The sequence below is a fragment of the Pseudoalteromonas umbrosa genome (assembly GCF_030125375.1).
Taxonomy (GTDB): Bacteria; Pseudomonadota; Gammaproteobacteria; order Enterobacterales; family Alteromonadaceae; genus Pseudoalteromonas; species Pseudoalteromonas umbrosa.
Window position 1 is genome coordinate 45,512 of sequence record NZ_JASJUU010000010.1, and the last position, 19,817, is coordinate 65,328.

At 40.9% G+C, this 19,817-nt stretch carries 18 protein-coding genes; all 18 read left to right on the forward strand.

Annotated features, from left to right (window positions below; all coding sequences use genetic code 11):
* The first annotated feature begins 41 nt into the window (after positions 1-41).
* Positions 42-1,931, forward strand: coding sequence for a tRNA uridine-5-carboxymethylaminomethyl(34) synthesis enzyme MnmG (gene mnmG, locus QNM16_RS24195; protein WP_284022801.1), 1,890 nt, complete (start codon positions 42-44; stop codon positions 1,929-1,931).
* A 15-nt stretch (positions 1,932-1,946) separates the two neighbouring features.
* On the forward strand, positions 1,947-2,567 hold the full coding sequence (rsmG, locus tag QNM16_RS24200; protein WP_237138894.1) for a 16S rRNA (guanine(527)-N(7))-methyltransferase RsmG: 621 nt from the start codon (positions 1,947-1,949) through the stop codon (positions 2,565-2,567).
* Between the two features lie 13 nt (positions 2,568-2,580).
* The gene (locus tag QNM16_RS24205; protein WP_063360162.1) at positions 2,581-3,366 is read left to right on the forward strand and encodes a ParA family protein; all 786 of its coding nucleotides are present in this window, start codon (positions 2,581-2,583) and stop codon (positions 3,364-3,366) included.
* Positions 3,367-3,381: 15 nt separating this feature from the next.
* Positions 3,382-4,326: a ParB/RepB/Spo0J family partition protein gene (locus tag QNM16_RS24210; RefSeq protein ID WP_284022802.1), complete on the forward strand. Its 945-nt coding sequence runs from the start codon at positions 3,382-3,384 to the stop codon at positions 4,324-4,326.
* 138 nt (positions 4,327-4,464) lie between these two features.
* Entirely contained in the window at positions 4,465-4,845 is a 381-nt protein-coding gene (locus QNM16_RS24215) for an ATP synthase subunit I (RefSeq protein ID WP_063360164.1), read from the forward strand.
* A 15-nt stretch (positions 4,846-4,860) separates the two neighbouring features.
* The gene (atpB, locus tag QNM16_RS24220) at positions 4,861-5,721 is read left to right on the forward strand and encodes a F0F1 ATP synthase subunit A (RefSeq protein WP_284022803.1); all 861 of its coding nucleotides are present in this window, start codon (positions 4,861-4,863) and stop codon (positions 5,719-5,721) included.
* A 66-nt stretch (positions 5,722-5,787) separates the two neighbouring features.
* Positions 5,788-6,021, forward strand: a complete 234-nt coding sequence (gene atpE / locus QNM16_RS24225) for a F0F1 ATP synthase subunit C (RefSeq protein ID WP_023400939.1) — start codon at positions 5,788-5,790, stop codon at positions 6,019-6,021.
* Between the two features lie 51 nt (positions 6,022-6,072).
* The gene (atpF, locus tag QNM16_RS24230; protein ID WP_046357200.1) at positions 6,073-6,543 is read left to right on the forward strand and encodes a F0F1 ATP synthase subunit B; all 471 of its coding nucleotides are present in this window, start codon (positions 6,073-6,075) and stop codon (positions 6,541-6,543) included.
* A gap of 16 nt (positions 6,544-6,559) precedes the next feature.
* Positions 6,560-7,093 carry a F0F1 ATP synthase subunit delta gene (gene atpH / locus QNM16_RS24235; RefSeq protein ID WP_063360166.1) on the forward strand — a complete coding sequence of 178 codons (534 nt, stop codon included), beginning with the start codon at positions 6,560-6,562 and terminating at the stop codon, positions 7,091-7,093.
* Positions 7,094-7,107: 14 nt separating this feature from the next.
* Positions 7,108-8,649 (forward strand): F0F1 ATP synthase subunit alpha, encoded by a 1,542-nt coding sequence (atpA, locus tag QNM16_RS24240; RefSeq protein ID WP_063369164.1) that lies wholly within the window; start codon positions 7,108-7,110, stop codon positions 8,647-8,649.
* A gap of 49 nt (positions 8,650-8,698) precedes the next feature.
* Positions 8,699-9,559, forward strand: a complete 861-nt coding sequence (gene atpG, locus QNM16_RS24245; RefSeq protein WP_039611157.1) for a F0F1 ATP synthase subunit gamma — start codon at positions 8,699-8,701, stop codon at positions 9,557-9,559.
* Between the two features lie 32 nt (positions 9,560-9,591).
* A complete protein-coding gene (gene atpD, locus QNM16_RS24250; protein ID WP_023400934.1) occupies positions 9,592-10,977 on the forward strand; it encodes a F0F1 ATP synthase subunit beta in 1,386 nt (461 codons plus the stop codon).
* A 14-nt stretch (positions 10,978-10,991) separates the two neighbouring features.
* A complete protein-coding gene (locus QNM16_RS24255; protein ID WP_039611158.1) occupies positions 10,992-11,408 on the forward strand; it encodes a F0F1 ATP synthase subunit epsilon in 417 nt (138 codons plus the stop codon).
* A 296-nt stretch (positions 11,409-11,704) separates the two neighbouring features.
* Positions 11,705-13,876: a winged helix-turn-helix domain-containing protein gene (locus QNM16_RS24260; RefSeq protein WP_284022804.1), complete on the forward strand. Its 2,172-nt coding sequence runs from the start codon at positions 11,705-11,707 to the stop codon at positions 13,874-13,876.
* A gap of 1,002 nt (positions 13,877-14,878) precedes the next feature.
* Positions 14,879-15,067 carry a hypothetical protein gene (locus tag QNM16_RS24265; protein WP_284022805.1) on the forward strand — a complete coding sequence of 63 codons (189 nt, stop codon included), beginning with the start codon at positions 14,879-14,881 and terminating at the stop codon, positions 15,065-15,067.
* A 242-nt stretch (positions 15,068-15,309) separates the two neighbouring features.
* Entirely contained in the window at positions 15,310-15,843 is a 534-nt protein-coding gene (locus tag QNM16_RS24270; RefSeq protein WP_284022806.1) for a hypothetical protein, read from the forward strand.
* A gap of 815 nt (positions 15,844-16,658) precedes the next feature.
* Positions 16,659-16,865: a hypothetical protein gene (locus QNM16_RS24275; protein ID WP_284022807.1), complete on the forward strand. Its 207-nt coding sequence runs from the start codon at positions 16,659-16,661 to the stop codon at positions 16,863-16,865.
* A 1,247-nt stretch (positions 16,866-18,112) separates the two neighbouring features.
* Positions 18,113-18,796, forward strand: a complete 684-nt coding sequence (locus QNM16_RS24280) for a helix-turn-helix transcriptional regulator (protein ID WP_284022808.1) — start codon at positions 18,113-18,115, stop codon at positions 18,794-18,796.
* The last annotated feature ends 1,021 nt before the right edge of the window (positions 18,797-19,817 follow it).

Genomic DNA, 19,817 nt, shown 5'->3' on the forward strand with positions numbered 1-19,817 from the left:
CTTTCGAAATTTGCTGGTTGTTTTTAAGTAGGATCCCGTAAATGATTTATCATGAACATTTTGACGTAATCGTGGTTGGTGGCGGTCATGCTGGTACTGAAGCTGCATTAGCTGCAGCTCGTATGGGTATGAATACCTTATTGTTAACTCACAATATGGACACTTTAGGCCAAATGTCTTGTAACCCAGCGATCGGCGGGATCGGTAAAGGGCATCTTGTTAAAGAGATTGATGCACTAGGTGGTGCGATGGCTCAGGCCATTGATAAAGGTGGGATCCAATTTAGAACGCTGAATTCATCTAAAGGTCCTGCGGTTAGAGCAACTAGAGCACAGGCAGATCGCGCATTGTATAAAGCTGCGATCCAAGATACTTTACAAAATCAAGAAAACTTAAAAATTTTCCAACAAAGCTGTGATGATCTTATTGTTGAACAAGATCAGGTAAAAGGCGTAGTTACTCAAATGGGACTACGATTTAGTGCCCAATCGGTTGTTTTGACTGTAGGTACATTCTTAGGTGGACAAATTCACATTGGCCTTGAGAATTACAAAGGCGGAAGAGCAGGGGATCCACCTTCAATCGCGTTGGCACATCGATTACGTGAATTACCATTTCGTGTAGACCGATTAAAAACCGGCACGCCTCCGCGAATTGATGCAAGAACGGTTGATTTTTCAGTGATGCAAGAGCAACCAGGTGATACACCAACACCTGTGTTTTCATTTTTAGGTAAGCAATCTGATCACCCACAACAGATCCCGTGTTATATCACTTACACAAATGAAAAAACACATGATGTGATCCGTGAAAACCTGCACCGATCACCTATGTATGCTGGTGTGATCGAAGGGATTGGACCAAGGTACTGTCCATCAATTGAAGATAAGATAGTACGTTTTGCTGACAAAGAGAAACATCAAATCTTTGTTGAGCCTGAAGGACTAACGTCCTATGAGTTATACCCGAATGGTATTTCCACCAGCCTACCTTTTGATATTCAATTAGATATCGTAAGATCGATTAAAGGATTCGAAAACGCACATATTTGCCGACCTGGTTATGCGATTGAATATGATTTCTTCGACCCAAGAGACTTAAAACAGTCTTTAGAGACCAAATTTATTAATGGTTTATTTTTCGCAGGTCAAATTAATGGCACTACGGGTTATGAAGAAGCCGGTGCACAAGGCTTGATTGCGGGTATGAATGCTGCCTTACAAGTGAAAGGTGAAGATGCTTGGACGCCGCGCCGAGATGAAGCTTATACAGGCGTTTTAATTGATGACCTTGCTACTTTAGGCACAAAAGAACCGTATCGTATGTTTACTAGCCGTGCAGAATACCGCCTGTTATTACGTGAAGATAATGCTGATTTGCGCTTGACTGAAAAAGGCCGCGAGCTTGGTTTAGTCAATGATGAACGTTGGGCTGCCTACAATGATAAGTTGGAAGTCATGGAGCAAGAGTCACAGCGTTTACGTTCGACTTGGATCCACAAAGATCACGAAGCATTAGATCAAGTCAATGCGTTGCTAAAATCGCCACTAACCAGAGAAGCGAGTTTAGAGGATCTGATCCGTCGACCTGAGGTGAGCTATCGCGAACTGATGACGATCGATGGTTTGGCCAGTGAGCACGAAAATTGGCAAGCATTAGAACAGGTTGAAATTCAAACCAAGTATGCAGGTTACATTGCGCGTCAACAAGATGAGATAAATAAACAGCTTCGCCATGAGGAAACTTTACTGCCTGCTGAGTTTGATTATAGCCAAGTAAGTGGCTTGTCAAATGAAGTCGTGGCTAAGCTCACAGATGCGCGTCCGCAAACGATTGGTCAAGCTTCACGTATTTCTGGTATCACCCCAGCGGCTATTTCGCTATTATTAGTGTATCTGAAAAAGCAAGGGCTGTTGCGCAAGTCGGCGTAACAGCGATGGAAAACTGTGTTACTAGAACAACTCAATGCTTTGTTAGCTGAAACGGAGATTTCGCTGACCGAAAATCAAAAACAGCAGCTTGTCGATTATGTCGGGCTGCTCGACAAATGGAATAAAGCTTACAACCTAACTTCTGTGCGTGATCCAAAAGAGATGATGGTAAAGCATATCTTGGATTCGCTTGTGGTTGCCCCTCATCTTAATGGCAAGCATTATATCGATGTTGGTACAGGCCCTGGATTACCGGGTATCGTTTTAGCGATAGCTTTGCCGGACACTGAATTTGTGCTGTTGGATAGCCTCGGAAAAAGAGTACGTTTTTTAACCCAAGTAAAACATGCGCTTGGATTAAAAAATGTCACCCCAGTCCAGTCACGTGTTGAAGAATATCAGCCAAGTGTTAAATTAGACGGTGTGTTGAGTCGTGCGTTTGCATCACTGCAGGATATGGTCCAATGGTGTACGCATTTAATTGACTCATCGGGACGATTCGTTGCACTGAAAGGAATGTATCCGCAAGAAGAATTGGACAGCCTGCCTGAAGGTATTTCTTTGGAGCAAAATGTCACCTTGCAGGTACCCAATCTTGAAGGTGAGCGCCATTTAATTATTCTTACTAAAGACTAAACTCGAGGATACTGTGGCTAAAGTCATTGCAATTGCAAACCAAAAGGGTGGTGTTGGCAAAACAACCACTGCGGTGAACCTTGCTGCCTCGATGGCGGCAACCAAAAGAAAAGTACTGCTGATAGATTTAGACCCGCAGGGCAATGCGACAATGGGCAGTGGTGTTGATAAATATGGTGAAGTAGCTACCATCTACGATTTACTTATTGAAGAAACACCGATTAAAGACGTTATCTGTACAGACACATCTGGTGAATATCATTTAATTGCAGCTAATGGCGATGTGACGGCTGCAGAAGTCAAATTGATGGAATTGTTTGCCCGTGAAGTACGCCTGCGTAATGCCATTGAATCGGTGCAAGATGAGTACGAATTTATCTTTATTGATTGCCCGCCGTCTTTGAATATGTTGACCGTTAATGCGATGGCCGCGGCTGACTCCGTCATGGTACCGATGCAGTGTGAATACTACGCGCTTGAAGGCTTAACTGCATTAATGGATACAATCACGCAATTATCAAAACTGGTAAACCCTGAACTGCAAATTGAAGGGATCTTGCGTACTATGTATGATCCTCGTAACCGATTGGCAAACGATGTTTCTGAGCAACTTAAACAGCACTTTGGCGAGAAAGTATACCGAACGGTGATCCCGCGTAACGTACGTTTAGCTGAAGCCCCAAGTTTTGGTGCACCTGCAATGTATTATGATCGTGCATCAAGTGGTGCAAAAGCATATCTTGCATTGGCGGGAGAAATGTTGCGTCGTCAAGAAAAACAAGCCGCTGCTGTAGCATAAGAGGATAATAACAAGATGTCGGTGAAAAAAAGAGGATTAGGGCGTGGTTTAGATGCATTGTTAAGCTCTGCAAAACCACCTGCAGGGGCAACACAACCAGAGGCTCCAAAAGCCCCTGAAGTTGAAGCATCATCAGCACCTGTTAGCCAACCATCTGAAGCATCTGAGCAAGAATTACAGCGATTACCGATAGAGTTTCTACAGCGTGGCAAATATCAACCGCGTAAAGATATGTCAGAAGAGGCACTGGAAGAATTAGCGAATTCTATTCGTGCACAAGGCGTATTACAGCCAATTGTTGTGAGACAATTGGCTGCAGAGCAATATGAAATCATTGCGGGTGAACGCCGTTGGCGTGCATCACAACTTGCCGGTTTAGATGTAGTGCCTTGTATCATTAAAGATGTTGAAGATGATGCGGCGGTTGCCATCGCACTGATTGAAAACATTCAACGTGAAGATCTCAATGCCATGGAAGAAGCGGTTGCCTTAGATCGTTTACTAAATGAATTTGATTTAACCCACCAGCAAGTCGCGGATGCTGTCGGCAAATCGCGTACAACCGTGACTAATTTGTTACGTTTAATCAATCTCAATGATGATGTGAAAATCTTGTTAGAACATGGTGATATTGAAATGGGCCATGCTCGGTGCCTATTGTCGCTACAAGGTGAAGCACAATCTGAAGCTGCCCGAACTGCTGTAGCAAAAGGCCTGACGGTACGTGAAACTGAGAAATTGGTTCGCGCTATGCAAGAGCCGGTGGTTAAAAAAGAAACTAAAGAAAAAGACCCAGATGTCAAACTGTTAGAACAGCAGCTCGCAGAAAACTTGGGCGCAAAAGTAGAGATAAACTACAATCAAAAAGGCAAAGGGAAATTGGTTATTTCTTATGCTGATCTTGATGAATTAGACGGTATTCTTGGGCGGATCCACCCAGATTTACAACAACCCTCCTAAAGGTCAAAATTGCGACGAAATGAGCGCTTAAATTATGCTGCATTTCGTCGCGTCAAGTTGCAAATTGAGCAGAAATCAGTATAATTTCGCCAGTTTTTATACCCTGATAAATTTTAGCGTCATTAAGGTTAATATAAAGTGACTCATTCGTTAGCTGGCCCGTATAGACGCGCCGCATTAAAAGGTGTCTTGCTTCAGGGTATCGTAGCATTAGTAGCTGCAGTAATAGTTTTAGTAGGTTGGGGAGCCCATGCAAGCCTGTCAGCATTGGTTGGCGGACTCGCAATTGTGTTTCCGAACCTAGTATTTGCCTTGTATTCATTTCGATTTGTCGGAGCGAGCAAAGCAAATCAAGTGTATGACTCGTTAAAACGAGGCAAAGGATTAAAATTTTTGCTAACCATTTGCATATTTGCACTGGCGTTTAAACATTTGAGTGTCATGGCGTTGCCATTTTTCTGTTGTTACATACTAGTGATGTTTTCGCAGTGGCTAGCACCGATTTTTTTTAATCATTAACTTTTGGGATAAAACATGGCTGCAGAAGAAGTTACTCTATCAAGCCATATTCAGCACCACTTGACCAATGCCAAGATGTGCTCGACCGATGCCGGTCTTGCCTTCAATAAAGCATGTGCGGATAGTGGATTCTGGACATGGCACATAGATACCCTCGCATGGTCAATCGGTTTAGGTCTGGTTTTTTTATGGATCTTCCGAAGCGCCGCTAAAAAATCCACTACTGGTGTACCTGGCAAATTTCAATGCTTTATTGAGATGGTTGTTGAGTTCGTTGGCGACAACGTACGCGATACTTATCACGGTAACAGCAAGTTAATTGCTCCACTGGCCCTAACAATCTTTGTTTGGGTGTTCTTAATGAACTTAATGGACTTGATTCCTGTTGATTTCCTACCTGCATTTGCTGGCTTTGTTGGCGAAACTGCATTTGGTATGGACTCACACGATGTATACATGAAAATTGTACCGACAACTGACTTAAATATGACGGCTGCATTAGCAATCGGCGTATTCCTTCTGATGATCGGTTATTCAATTAAAATCAAAGGCATCGGTGGTTTTATTGCTGAGCTAACGCTTCACCCGTTCAGCACTAAAAACAAGCTTGGTATGGTTTTCCTTATCCCTTGTAACTTGTTACTTGAAACTATCGCGTTGTTTGCTAAGCCTTTCTCGCTAGCACTACGTTTGTTCGGTAACTTGTACGCGGGTGAGATGATCTTCATCTTGATCGGTGCAATCGGCTTGATGCAGTTACCACTGCACTTTATCTGGGCAACTTTCCACATCTTAGTTATCGTTCTACAGGCATTCGTATTTATGATGCTTACGATCGTATACCTGAGCATGGCAAGTGCTAAAGATAGCCACTAAGAATATAATTTTTAAAAGATTTTTTAACTTTAACTTTAATTTACAAATGAAACTTTGGAGAAAAAAATGGAACTAGTATTAGGTCTTAAGCTTATCGCTGTTGCTTTACTTATCGGCTTCGGTGCAATCGGTACTGCTATCGGCTTCGGTAACATGGGTGGTAAATTCCTAGAAGCATGTGCTCGTCAGCCTGAGCTTGCGCCTTCACTACAAGTTAAAATGTTCATCCTAGCTGGTCTAATCGATGCGGTAGCGATGATCGGTGTTGGTATCGCTATGTACATGTTGTTCGCGCTTTAATTTTTAAGACAATAGCTGAATCGAACAACTGTCAAGTAAGGAGGAGCGGTCGTGAACTTAAACGCCACTCTAATAGGTGAATTAATTGCATTTACGGTGTTCGTACTTTTCTGTATGAAGTACGTATGGCCACCGCTAAATGGTGCAATTGAAGCTCGCCAGAAGAAAATTGAAGATGGTTTAGCTGCCTCTGATAAAGCTGAAAAAGATCTTGAGCAAGCGCGTGAACAAGCTGCTGAGCAGCTTAAAGAAGCAAAGACTCAAGCGGCTGAAATCATTGAGCAAGCTAAAAAGCGTGCTGCGCTTATCGTTGACGAAGAGACAACTCGTGGTCAACAAGAGCGTGAGAAGATTATTGCTCAAGGACACTCTGATATCGAAACAGAGCGTAACCGCGTAAAAGAAGAGCTACGTACTCAAGTAGCAACTCTTGCCGTGGTTGGCGCTGAAAAGATTTTAGAGCGTGAAATCAATCAAGACGCACATAGCGATATCGTTGATAAGCTAGTTGCTGAGCTTTAATTAGGAGGGTATGAGCATGTCTGAATTGACTACTATCGCTCGCCCATACGCTAAAGCGGCTTTTGAACTTGCTGTTGAAAAAGGCACAGTTGAAGCTTGGAATGAAATGCTGTTCTTCGCCGGTCAAGTGACCAGCGATGAACAGGTTCAGACACTACTTGGTAGCCTTGCTACTCAAGCAGAGCAGTCTGAAATCATCATCAAGCTATGTGCTGAACAACTCGACGAGCAAGGTCAAAATCTTATCAAGCTGATGGCCGAAAATGAGCGTTTATCTGCAGTCCCTGCAGTTGCTGATTTATTCGCTGAATTTAAAGCGGATTATGACAAAGAGATCGACGTTACTGTGGTTTCTGCAACTGAACTTGCTCAAGAGCAGCAAGATAAATTGGGCGCTGCGTTAGAAAAACGTTTCGCACGCAAAGTTAAGCTGAATTGTAGCATCGATGAAACCGTAGTAAGCGGTTTGGTTATTAAGGCTGGCGATACCGTAATTGACGGTAGCGTACGCGGTAAATTAGACCGCTTAGCAGTGTCGCTACAATCGTAATTGGGAAAAAGAGCATGCAACTTAATTCCACAGAAATTTCTGCACTGATCAAGCAGCGTATTGAGCAGTTTGAAGTTGTAAGTGAAGCACGTAACGAAGGTACTATCGTATCTGTTACTGACGGTATCATCCGCATCCACGGTCTAGCTGACTGTATGCAAGGTGAGATGATCGAGCTTCCTGGCAACCGTTATGCTATCGCACTAAACCTTGAGCGCGACTCAGTAGGTGCAGTAGTAATGGGTCCTTACGCAGACCTTAAAGAAGGCGTAAAAGTACAATCTACAGGTCGTATCCTTGAAGTACCAGTAGGCCGTGGTCTACTAGGTCGTGTTGTTAACACACTAGGTGCACCAATCGATGGTAAAGGTGCACTAGACAACGACGGTTTCGAGCCAGTTGAAAAAATTGCACCAGGTGTAATCGAGCGTCAATCAGTAGACGAGCCAGTACAAACTGGTTATAAGTCTATCGATGCGATGATCCCAGTTGGTCGTGGTCAGCGTGAGCTAGTTATCGGTGACCGTCAGACTGGTAAAACTGCACTTGCAATCGATGCAATCATCAACCAAAAAGACACAGGCGTTAAGTGTGTGTACGTAGCGGTTGGTCAAAAAGCATCTACTATCGCAAACGTAGTACGTAAATTAGAAGAGCACGGTGCACTTGAAAACACTATCGTTGTTGTTGCATCTGCTTCTGAATCAGCAGCGCTACAATACCTAGCGCCATTTGCTGGTTGTACTATGGGTGAATACTTCCGTGACCGCGGTGAAGACGCACTAATCGTATATGATGATCTTTCTAAGCAAGCTGTTGCTTACCGTCAGATCTCACTACTACTTAAGCGTCCACCAGGCCGTGAAGCATACCCAGGTGACGTATTCTACCTTCACTCACGTCTTCTAGAGCGTGCATCACGTGTAAACGCTGATTACGTTGAGAAGTTCACTAACGGTGAAGTGAAAGGTAAAACAGGTTCATTGACGGCATTGCCAATCATTGAAACTCAAGGTGGTGACGTTTCTGCATTCGTACCTACTAACGTTATCTCAATCACCGATGGTCAGATCTTCCTAGAAACTGACTTATTCAACGCAGGTATCCGTCCAGCTGTTAACGCTGGTATCTCGGTATCTCGTGTAGGTGGTGCAGCGCAAACTAAAATCGTTAAGAAACTAGGTGGTGGTATCCGTCTAGCGCTAGCTCAGTACCGTGAACTAGCTGCGTTCTCTCAGTTCGCTTCTGACCTTGACGATGCTACGCGTGCACAGCTTGAGCACGGTGAGCGTGTAACAGAGCTAATGAAGCAGAAGCAATATGCACCTATGTCTGTTGCTGAAATGTCTCTGTCTCTATTTGCTGCTGAGAAAGGCTTCCTACAAGACATCGAAATCAACAAGATTGGTGATTTCGAAGAAGGTCTTATTGGTTTCGCTAACAGCACATACGCAGAGCTAATGACTCAAATCAACGAAACTGGTAACTACAACGCTGAGATTGAAGCGCAACTTAAAGAACTTCTAGAGAAGTTCAAGTCGACGCAAACTTGGTAATTTAGTTATTCATGGTGACTTCGGTCACCACTGATTCGGAGAGAGAGTCATGGCCAGCGGAAAAGAGATAAAAAGCAAGATCGGGAGTATTAAGAATACTCAGAAGATCACCAGCGCGATGGAAATGGTTGCCGCTTCTAAAATGAAGAAGGCGCAAGACCGTGTGGCATCAAGCCGTCCATACGCTGAGAACTTACGCAAAGTGATCGGTCGTATTGCTCAAGCAAATCTTGACTTCAACCATCCGTTCCTAGAGGAACGTGATGTGAAGCGAGTTGGTTACATTGTTATCTCAACTGACCGTGGTCTGTGTGGTGGTTTGAACTCAAATGAGTTTAAGAAAATCACATTAGATGTTAAGGCGTGGAAAGAAAAAGGCGTTGATGCCGAATTTGCTACTTTAGGTAGCAAGGCTGCTGGTTTCTTCCAACGTTTTGGCGGTGAGTTACTCGCTAAAAAAGCGGGTCTTGGAGATGCTCCTTCAGTACAGGACGTAGTAGGTCCAGTAAAAGTAATGTTAGATGCATTTACTGAAGGCAAAATTGACCGCTTGTTCGTTGTGTACAACAAATTCGTGAACACAATGAAGCAAGAGCCAACGATCGAACAGTTATTACCTTTGCCAAAAGCTGAAGAAGAAGTATCAGCCCACGCTTGGGATTACTTATATGAGCCGAGCCCAGAAGCGATCTTAGAGACGCTACTGGTACGTTTCATTGAGTCACAGGTGTACCAGGGTGTAGTAGAAAATGCTGCATCTGAACAGGCTGCCCGTATGGTTGCGATGAAAGCCGCAACTGATAACGCAGGCGACCTAATGGATGAGCTGCAACTTGTTTACAACAAAGCACGTCAGGCTGCAATCACACAAGAAATCAGTGAGATTGTTGGCGGTTCGGCTGCTGTATAACGCTTCGGCAAAGTTTAACGAGAGGAATAGACATGAGTTTAGGTAAGGTCGTCCAAATTATCGGCGCCGTTGTGGACATCGAGTTCCCACAAGACAACGTGCCAGCCGTATATGACGCACTAAAAGTTACAGAAGGCGACCTAGCTGGTTTGACACTAGAAGTGCAACAGCAGTTAGGTGGCGGTGTGGTACGTGGTATCGCACTTGGTACTACAGACGGTCTACGTCGTGGTATCTCAGTAGAAGGCACAGGCGAGCCAATCAAGGTTCCAGTTGGTACAAAGACCCTAGGTCGTATCATGGACGTATTAGGTCAGCCTATTGATGAAGCAGGTCCAATTGGTGAAGAAGAGCGTATGTCAATTCACCGTGCTGCGCCTTCATACGAAGATCAATCAAGTTCAGTTGAGCTACTAGAAACAGGTATCAAGGTAATCGACCTTGTATGTCCATTCGCTAAAGGTGGTAAAGTTGGTCTATTCGGTGGTGCCGGTGTTGGTAAAACCGTAAACATGATGGAACTTATCCGTAACATCGCAATCGAGCACAGCGGTTACTCAGTATTCGCAGGTGTTGGTGAGCGTACACGTGAGGGTAATGACTTCTACCATGAGATGAACGACTCAAACGTACTAGATAAAGTATCTCTAGTATACGGTCAGATGAACGAGCCACCGGGTAACCGTCTACGTGTTGCACTAACGGGTCTAACGATGGCTGAGAAGTTCCGTGACGAAGGTCGTGACGTACTTTTCTTCGTAGATAACATCTACCGTTATACACTTGCAGGTACTGAGGTATCAGCACTACTAGGTCGTATGCCTTCAGCGGTAGGTTACCAGCCAACTCTTGCAGAAGAGATGGGTGTACTACAGGAGCGTATCGCATCGACTAAGACTGGTTCAATCACTTCAATCCAAGCGGTATACGTACCTGCGGATGACTTGACTGACCCGTCACCAGCTACAACGTTCGCGCACTTAGATGCAACAGTTGTACTTTCACGTGACATCGCGTCTCTAGGTATCTACCCTGCGGTAGACCCACTAGATTCAACTTCACGTCAGCTTGACCCTCAAGTAATCGGTAACGAGCACTATGAGACAGCACGTGGCGTTCAGACTGTACTTCAGCGTTATAAAGAGCTGAAAGACATCATCGCGATCCTAGGTATGGACGAGCTATCTGACGAAGATAAGCAAGTTGTATCTCGTGCTCGTAAGATCCAGCGTTTCCTATCTCAGCCGTTCTTCGTTGCTGAGGTATTCACTGGTGCACCTGGTAAATACGTATCTCTTAAAGACACAATCTCTGGCTTTAAGGGCATCCTAAACGGTGATTACGATGATATGCCAGAGCAGGCATTCTACATGGTTGGCTCAATCGACGAAGCAGTTGATAAAGCTAAAAACATGTAATTTAGGAGGTTGTTATGGCAATGACAGTACACCTTGATGTAGTAAGCGCAGAGCAGAATTTATTCTCTGGTGCTGTGGCTACAATTCAAGTGACAGGTAGTGAAGGTGAACTTGGTATTCACCCTGGCCACGCGCCACTCCTGACTGGCCTAAAGCCTGGTATGGTACGTTTGGTTAAAGAAGATGGTGCTGAAGAGTTCATCTACGTTGCAGGCGGTACGCTTGAAGTTCAACCTAAGACAGTAACTGTTCTAGCGGACGTTGCTATTCGTGGTGAAGAACTTGACGAGCAGGCTGCTGAAGAAGCTAAACGTGAAGCTGAAGCACAGCTAGCTTCAGGTACTGCAAGCGAGCTGGATTACCAGCGTGCCGCTATGCAGCTTGAAGAAGCACTTGCTCAGCTACGACTACTTCGCCAGCTGCGTAAATAAGCAGCCACCTATCTGGTTTGAAACCCACATGTTGAAAAGCATGTGGGTTTTTTTATGCCTGTGATTTTGTGAGCTTTATTTGTATTACATTAGTTATGTTTTGCGATTAGTGGAATGAAGCTGACTAAGTTTTGCTAAGGTGATGTATATAAATTGAATAAAAATCAAGCTGTAACTCCTTACTTTATAACGCTATCCTCTCATACTAGTTACATCAGGTTATATATTAGCTTGAGTAAAATAAAGCTTTGAGTAAAATGGGAATTCGTTAGCAGCCTACGCGTTTAATACTCACCATGAATGAAGTAAAATTTTCTAGGCAAGTAAAGGAAGTCAGATTTGGTCATTGGGTGCTTGATCCAAAGCGTCAATGCATTTGTGATGGTGACACTACTCGTGAACTGGAGCCGCTTTTATTTCGTTTACTTTGCTATTTGATAATTAATAATGAGCAAATAATTACTCGGCAAGACTTGGTAGACGATGTATGGAGCCAGAATTACGTTGATGATAATGCAATTAACCGCGCCATGTCGGAGTTGCGAAAGATTTTAAAATCTGAAAAGCAACGCGGTATCGTAGTGAAAACACATTATCGCAAAGGGTATAGTTTTTTCCTTGAACCTGAAATTATATACTATCCAGATAAGCTTTCTCCAAGTCATACAGAACCAAATCCAAGTAGTGCGACTTCAACAACATCTCAAGTCTCTAAAAGTGAATCAACAGGTAATGCTGAAAAGGCACCTAATCGTTTTACATGGCTATTTAAAGGGGCTGCATTATGTTGCGTTATCGGTTTAACAGTAGCTGTAGGTGTTAAGTTTAGTATTGATGAACAGGTTGAAATAAAGCCTGGTATTATCACTCAAGAGCAGCCAATCAAGGAGCATGTGCTATCTTGGGTGCAAGGTAGATATACCTTACTTAATTTATCCCCAAATGATGCCATGGTGGCTTATTCCTTTATCAAACGCGATACCGACTATTATTCTCTGGTCGTTAAAAATTTAAAAAGTGGTCACGAGCGCAGGCTCGGTGAGCAGGGGGTAAACTATTACCCGGTTGGTTGGTCTGTGGATTCTAATACCATTTATTACCGAATTGTGGATGGTGATAAATGTCAGGTGTGGCAATTAAACGCAGACTTTAGCTCGGGTAGCGAGTATTTATTTGACTGCAAAATAAGCAGTATGACAGGTGGTGAAGTAAACCAAGGTCGACTTGTTTATGCTAAAAGTGGTTATCGTAATAGAGATGAATTATCTGCTTTAACCAACAGGGATTTGGTAACTGGTGATGAGTTTCAGATTACCTCTCCGAATTTGAACTCCTATGGAGATCGTTTTTTAACTTATATACCAGAAAAAGAAATAATATTGTTTGAGCGTCGTCAGTACGATACGAATGAGTTGTATATGACAGACCCTGATGGTGGTAATCAAATTAAGATTTATGATTCTCCATCGCGTATTTGGGGGCTTAATTATGATGATAAGACTGAGCAACTAGTATGGTTTAATAATGCAGAGAATATTGTTTATGGTTTTTCGCTGAGAGAAATGCGCTTGGTGAAAGCACAAAAGCTATTAACTGATCAGTTCTATGCAAATTATGAAATACTCAACAGTCACGACCTATTAATGACTAGTTACCCTTTTGTTTTAGACATTTATAGTCTAGATAAGCAAGGTAAAGAGCTGGCGCCGCTCATCAATAGTAAACGTGAAGACACAAGAGCGATAGAAGTGCCCAATGGTTTCTTATTCTTAACACGTCTAGGACATTTATATCAAATTCATCAAATGAGTCATGATGGTCAAGTTACGCCTTTGGGATTACCTAATGCTAAGTACAAGGCGCTTCGCTATAACCAAGCAACGAATGAGTTATTGATCCAATTTGCTCGAAAAATTGAAGTGTATAATTTGAGTGATTTATCTCTTTCGATGTCTAAACCAGTTGAAGGTACCTTGGTCTCGGTTGAGTATTTAAGTGATAATGAAATAAGTTATACAGTTATTGATGATCAGAAGATGAATAGCCGTGCGTATGTTTGGTCTAACGTGGATGGGCATGTTAGAGAGCTTCCTATCCAAAGCACCTTATGGTTGGATAGACTAGATGAAGACACATTAATTACACTCTCTTCTAATGACATTATTTCTGCTTTTGACTTACGCAGTGGCGAAGTGATTCATCGTGTAGAGTTACCTCCTGCAAAATATAAGCATTCGGTTGCTATTTTGGATGGCAATATTTATCACTCGAATGGCGAGCGTATATCTAAAATTGATTTCTCATCAGATGTAACCATTGAAACTATATATACAGTCAATAATCCTAAGTTGTTCATTGAACAAATACGGGCTTCTGAATCAGGCCGACTGCTCACAGATATTATAGAGACTGTAGAAAATCAGCTGTTAAAAGTATCGATGATAAACACAGGTAATAACCTTAATTAGGCTGGGAGCTTCCCTTTGTGTAGGTGGCTCTTTAGGATGAAAACGCTCGATATATCTTATCGGGCGTTTTGCCTTTTAGGGAGGTGATTGGCTTACTAAAGGGGACTTCACTATGTTTCAGGCTAGGGGGCTGATTATATTTCGTTTCATATCGTCGCTTACTGATAACGAGCACTTACCATCCTCTGGATATTTTATGAAGCACTTCTTGGGCACTATATACTTTTAAATTACTTACCAAGGTAGTGATTACCTTTACTCGTAGAGAGGGACTATAAAAGTCTAGCTCTGAGATGTGTTATACGTAGATGGGGCTGGCACTTCGATAAAGTCTATTTAGACTATAAGTGCGGCTGGTGATATGTTTATTTTATACATGTGCATACTAACTACTACTCTAGATCAGGTTTTGTGCACGGTACTATGTTGCGTCACATGTTGTGATAATAAAAGTAGCTCACTTACTAAGTACACTTTAATAACGGAAATAACCCGAGCTATTTTTTAATATCTGTAGCTTTAAGATTTGATGTGGCATTCTTTGGTTCAGACAAAACATACGATATTTCACGTTGGTTATGTAGGGCCAATCTATTAGGGGCTGGCTGCAAAGCGCCAATAAAGACTGTTAATTTTCCTAACTAGCTTAACGACCTTGGGGTCGTATTTCACTCTTTTTTCAATTTTCAGCAGGTAACGTGTCAGTCCTATTTAGGAGTGAGTATGACTTTTTTATTGGGTGCAGCGTTATTGTAAAGCTACTTTTATCATAAGATCTCCTTGTAATAACTCCGAATTACCACTTACTTTTTGTTAACAGTAGGCTCTCACTAAGTCATATTTTTTATTTGTTTAATAATCAGTAGCTTAATAAATATTACGAGAGATTTCATAAGGTTTGATATGTACCATTTTTATTACGGCTACGTTAATGTAGAAATCAGTGAAGCACACGAAGATGTGCAAAATAATTAACTACAAAAATCATCAAGGACTCAAGTAATGGTACTTTCTCTAAAAACAAAAAAACTTAAAACACTTTCTCAAAATGAAAAATTAGGTACAAAGCAAACAAAGCTAATTGGAGGAGGTTATTTAACGATTGATGCAGGTCAGTATGTAGATTGCGCAGCAAACGATAGAGGGCCTAATACGGATACTGTAACACAAAGTAAAAACGCCTCACTTTGATAGATTGGTATCTTGATACTTAATTTCTAGTTTTGAACATCAAGCTGTTAAAAATTCATAAAGCCTCATGTGGCTTTAAGCAAATAGAAGTCGTAACAAAATCAGCATTGCGCCAAATGCATCTAAATAGCATATGAATAGGTCATTTTTAGTGAGTCACTTATTCATATGCTTTATAGGTGCCTATCTTATACTCCAAATGTGATATTTCACCAAAAGCAGGATATTTTTTAAGGATTGATATGAAAAGTTTACTGGCTTTTTCTCTAATCTTACCGACTTATGATGCACCTATGGTTGGGCAATTATACTTACAGGCGCCAGCAGTAGAGTATTATTTTACTCGTGAGACCGGGTTTGCTACGCGAGCAAAAAAACTAGAGGTAGGTAAGCTCGTTGAGAAAGGTGAGGAGTTAGCGAGGTTTAAACCGGATACAGAGGGCGGCGAAAGCAAAGTATATATATCTAACATGAAGGGGTATATTGAGTTTATCAAGGACACTCAGTCTTTGTTGGAGTCAGGTGAGTTGGTTGCTAAAATTTCTTCAGATCATGCATTTGGCAATTATTACTTCGATACGAATTATGACTTAAGTAATATCACTCAAAATGTGTGGTTATGCACGGATAAGAAGCCTGTTAAATTGAATGTCGATGGCATATTAAAAAATAGTTTGTTGATATCTGTAGAATTGGTAGAAATTAGATACAATGAATTAGTTGAGTTGTCTTCTGGGCAAGTATTGTTATATGCCAACTTAAGTGATTGTGGGTAATTGATCCATATTGAATTCATTTCTTTTTCCAATTCATTTATTCATCGTCAATATCCTGTGCTAACTATAGACTTTTTAAGTTGGCGAAAAACTTTCTTAATACCTCTCAGATGTTTAAGTATCTTAAGTGTACGCCCAACGTTTTTTGTTCACCTATTTATCTAAAGCCTCAACTAACGCATTAACAATATTCAAAAATATGTCAGTCAGGTCTAAAGATCATTGATGCTGTACTTTGATCTAAATTCGCAGATTATTGATATCTAAATAAACCTAGGCTGTCATAGCTTTTTATTCAGGTTTGGCACTCTTAGATCCAAAGATACTCTCTTTACCTAGCACATAGGGGTTTTATAGCACTGTCGAATATGCATTCTGATAAGGTGCTCTAAGTAGTGTTATGTAGATCACACATAGATTCTATTGATAGTCGGTAATTAAAAGGCGAGTAGGTAACTACTTATGTTCTTATTGATGCATTTTTTATTTTGTTAACCAAGTTCAACTTGGAAAATTATTGGCCTATTTAGAGGTGTCCCTGACTTTTACTGAGTTTTGTACCTTGTATATTTCCTTTTTTCAGAACTGCGCGTTGGTTTAAATTCCGATTTTCCACCCGTTTCATGGTGACTGTATTTCCTTACCGAATTGTGTTTTTTATTTGTATATTAATCAGTAGTTTATAGAAATGTTCGAGAGATTTAATAAGGTTTGATATGTACCAATGTCACTGCAGGTACGCTAATGTAGAAATCACTGAAGCATACAAAGATGTGCAAAAAAAACTAATATAAAAACCATCAAGGAACTAAAGCATGTTACTTTCTCTAAAAACAAAAACACTTAAAATTCTTTCTCAAAATGCAAAACTTGGCGCACAGCAAACAAAGCAAATAGGTGGTGGAAATAAATACACAGGACCTAATACAGATACTGTGACACAATTCGCTGCACCCAATACAGATACAGTGACACAATATGCTGCGCCTAATACTGATACTGTGACACGCATCAATAACTAATTTGCTTTTGCCTAGCAGTTAAAAAAGCAAGCTGTAATAAAATCAGAAACCCTCAAGCGGCTTTAAGCAAATAGAAGTCGTAACAACGTCGGCGCTACGCCAAGTGCATCTAAATAGCATATGAATAGATAATTTCTAGTGAGTTGTTTATTCATATGCTTTATAGATGCCTATCTACTATTTCAAATGTAAAAGTTCATCAAAGTAAACCTCATTTTCAGTGGAGATATAAAAAGTTTATTGGCTTTTTTATTATTTTGCCTACTTATAATGCATTTATGGTGAGGTATAGGTACCAACCGCAGAGCTTTATTTTGCTAGTGAGGCAGGATTTGCTATATGAGCAAAAAAGTTGAACAAGTTCGTTGGAGTACAAGAGAGGTCGGCGAAATTTAAACTGGATACTGGTAGTGGCATGCGCAGAGTGTCTATATCTAACATGAAAAGTATATTGAGTTTGTCGGTGCTCAGCCCGATCTGAAATAAGCCGGGCTAGTGGTTATGACTCGTTCTAATTATAACTTAAGTACTACCTCTCAAGGTGTGTGGTTATACACGGATAAGCAGTCAATTATATTTAACCTTGATAGCGCAGAAAAAGCTGTCTCACAGTTCTTATTGAACAAGCATAAATCAGTGGATTGCCTTCTGGGTAAGTGCTGCTACATATTAATTTAAGTGATTATGGCTAATTGAGGTTTTTTAGCACATCCATTTTGCATACGCTTTATCTTTCTTGTATCCCTTTTTAACATCAACTCCCCGTTCTAAATACAATTGAGAATAGCTGCTTTTAATGACTATATAGTTTGGGTTGGGGTTAGTGTGTCTGGCACAAGGTAGAGTTAACACTTCTGGTTAATGCGCTGCTTATATGTGAATTGTCGTTTCATACAAAGTTTACTTATGACTACTTTCTTATGAGTCAAACGACGGTATGTGTGGCACCGATTGGATTAAATCACTAAATCTACACATCACTACTTAGATATTACTTTATCGATTATTTTTTACTTGTTTTGCTCGTTATTATTTAAATGTGTGTATGGAGAAATAATTCTTATTTGGTGTTTTATGTGCCCATTATCAAACAATACAAAGTTAATTTCAAAGCGAATATTGTGAGTTAAGTGATTGTTTTTAATTATTTTATTTTTGTTTTTCGTGTTTTGACGGTGACGTTTTTCAAAGATAAATTAGTACCCATCGTAACAGAGGGTATCCAATACCTTGAATGTGAGGGAAAAATGAAGCCAACCGAACAAGATAGCTATAATCCATTTAGCGATGTTCAGTCGATCAGAGCCGCAATTGATTTATTTGATTCAATCACTCAATCTGAACAGCTAGAAGATGCACTAAAAACGATTGCAAAAGATGTTTGTTATGACTATTTAGCATTCATTGATTATTGCTCATTACCTAAAACAACAAATCAACTAAAGGTATATGGACAGTATGAAGATGAGCTTTTAATGCATCTGGAAAATGAGAGCGTAACTTTACATGCGCAGTCAGGTATTCGAATTTGCTCTTTGGCTAAGCTGGCAGATACCGATAATTTAGGGACGCATTTGTTTGTACTACCGCTCAGAGGAATAAAAGGGATAGTAGGTGCTTTGGTCTTTAGCATGCCAAAGAATCTACCTGTGCAGGTCAGTGCGGAACTAATAGACTGGTATTGGACAATATTGTCCCCATATCTGTTGAATGCCGCCTTAAGGTGTAGAAAAGAAAAGCTGGGAATAACCAAACGGGAACGGGATTGTATGTTCTGGGTTTCTCAAGGAAAAACATCTTGGGAGATAAGTCAAATATTAGGAATAAGTGAGCGCACGGTTAATTTTCACCTGACAAATTGTATTGAAAAAACACAGAGCGCCAATCGCCAGCAAGCAATTGCTAGGTGCATAATTAATAACTTGATTTAAAGTTTTTCGTATAGCTGGTTTTTAGTAATATCAATAAGGAAAATTGAATTACTAACCAGATTACGTGTCTTATAGTGGCCACTGTATTGATTTGACTATTTTTTGCAAGTCTCTAGCACGGAGCTTACTTTCATAGTTTGGATGTCATATTGGGTATGTTTTTAACTTTATTTGCTACTTACCTGTATTTCTATGCTTAGCTAACCTCAAATATATCTAATGACTATTCTCTTGCTGGTTTTACTTGGTTTGTATTGCGTCGTCACGCTCTAAATATGTTGTATGCCAAAATGACTTGGCCGAGTGCCTACTTGAATGATTTCGAGCTATAGTTTTTAGTTTGGTACATCATTAATCCTGCGCTGAGCTGAGCTTTCAGTTATTCCATTGTTTTACTGTGATTAATAATAAGTGCGATTTAGCTGCGAAAGATAAAGTGTCTGTGCTTTGTAAAACTAAAATGGATGTTAAATGGGGGCTAGGTAGTGCTTAATATAGAAAAGGGTTACAACAATAATCGATACGAATAAATAGGCTTTGCTTCCTTGCAAAACCTGTTAGGACACTCGGGTCTATGGTTATCAATTATGATAACTAATTTTTTGAAGAGCTTCCTTGCATCGTTTACCTTGCGCTGTAAAAGCGTAAAGGAAGGCCATTCCTTGTTTTTGTATAATTATTCTTATTCTTTGTGCGCTTTTACAGCAAAGAAAGCGCTTTATTCTTTAAGGGATGCGCCCCCATATTACTTAGATTATTGGGCAAAAAAAGCCGTTAGTTATTACAGGTATACAATTGCTAGACGTGATAAAGAGAGGCATTGAAATGGGGAGATTAAATATCTGGAAAATGAGAGTGCTGCCATACCTGTTAGCTGACTCGGCACTTATTGAGGGCTTTTAGGGGCTGATCAGTATTTTGTCTGAATTCATCAGAGTAAGTCACCTTTGTGACTATCAATTTCGATAAATCTAGTTAAAATATCAGCAATAATTTCTGTGCATTATTATGAGCTGCGTTT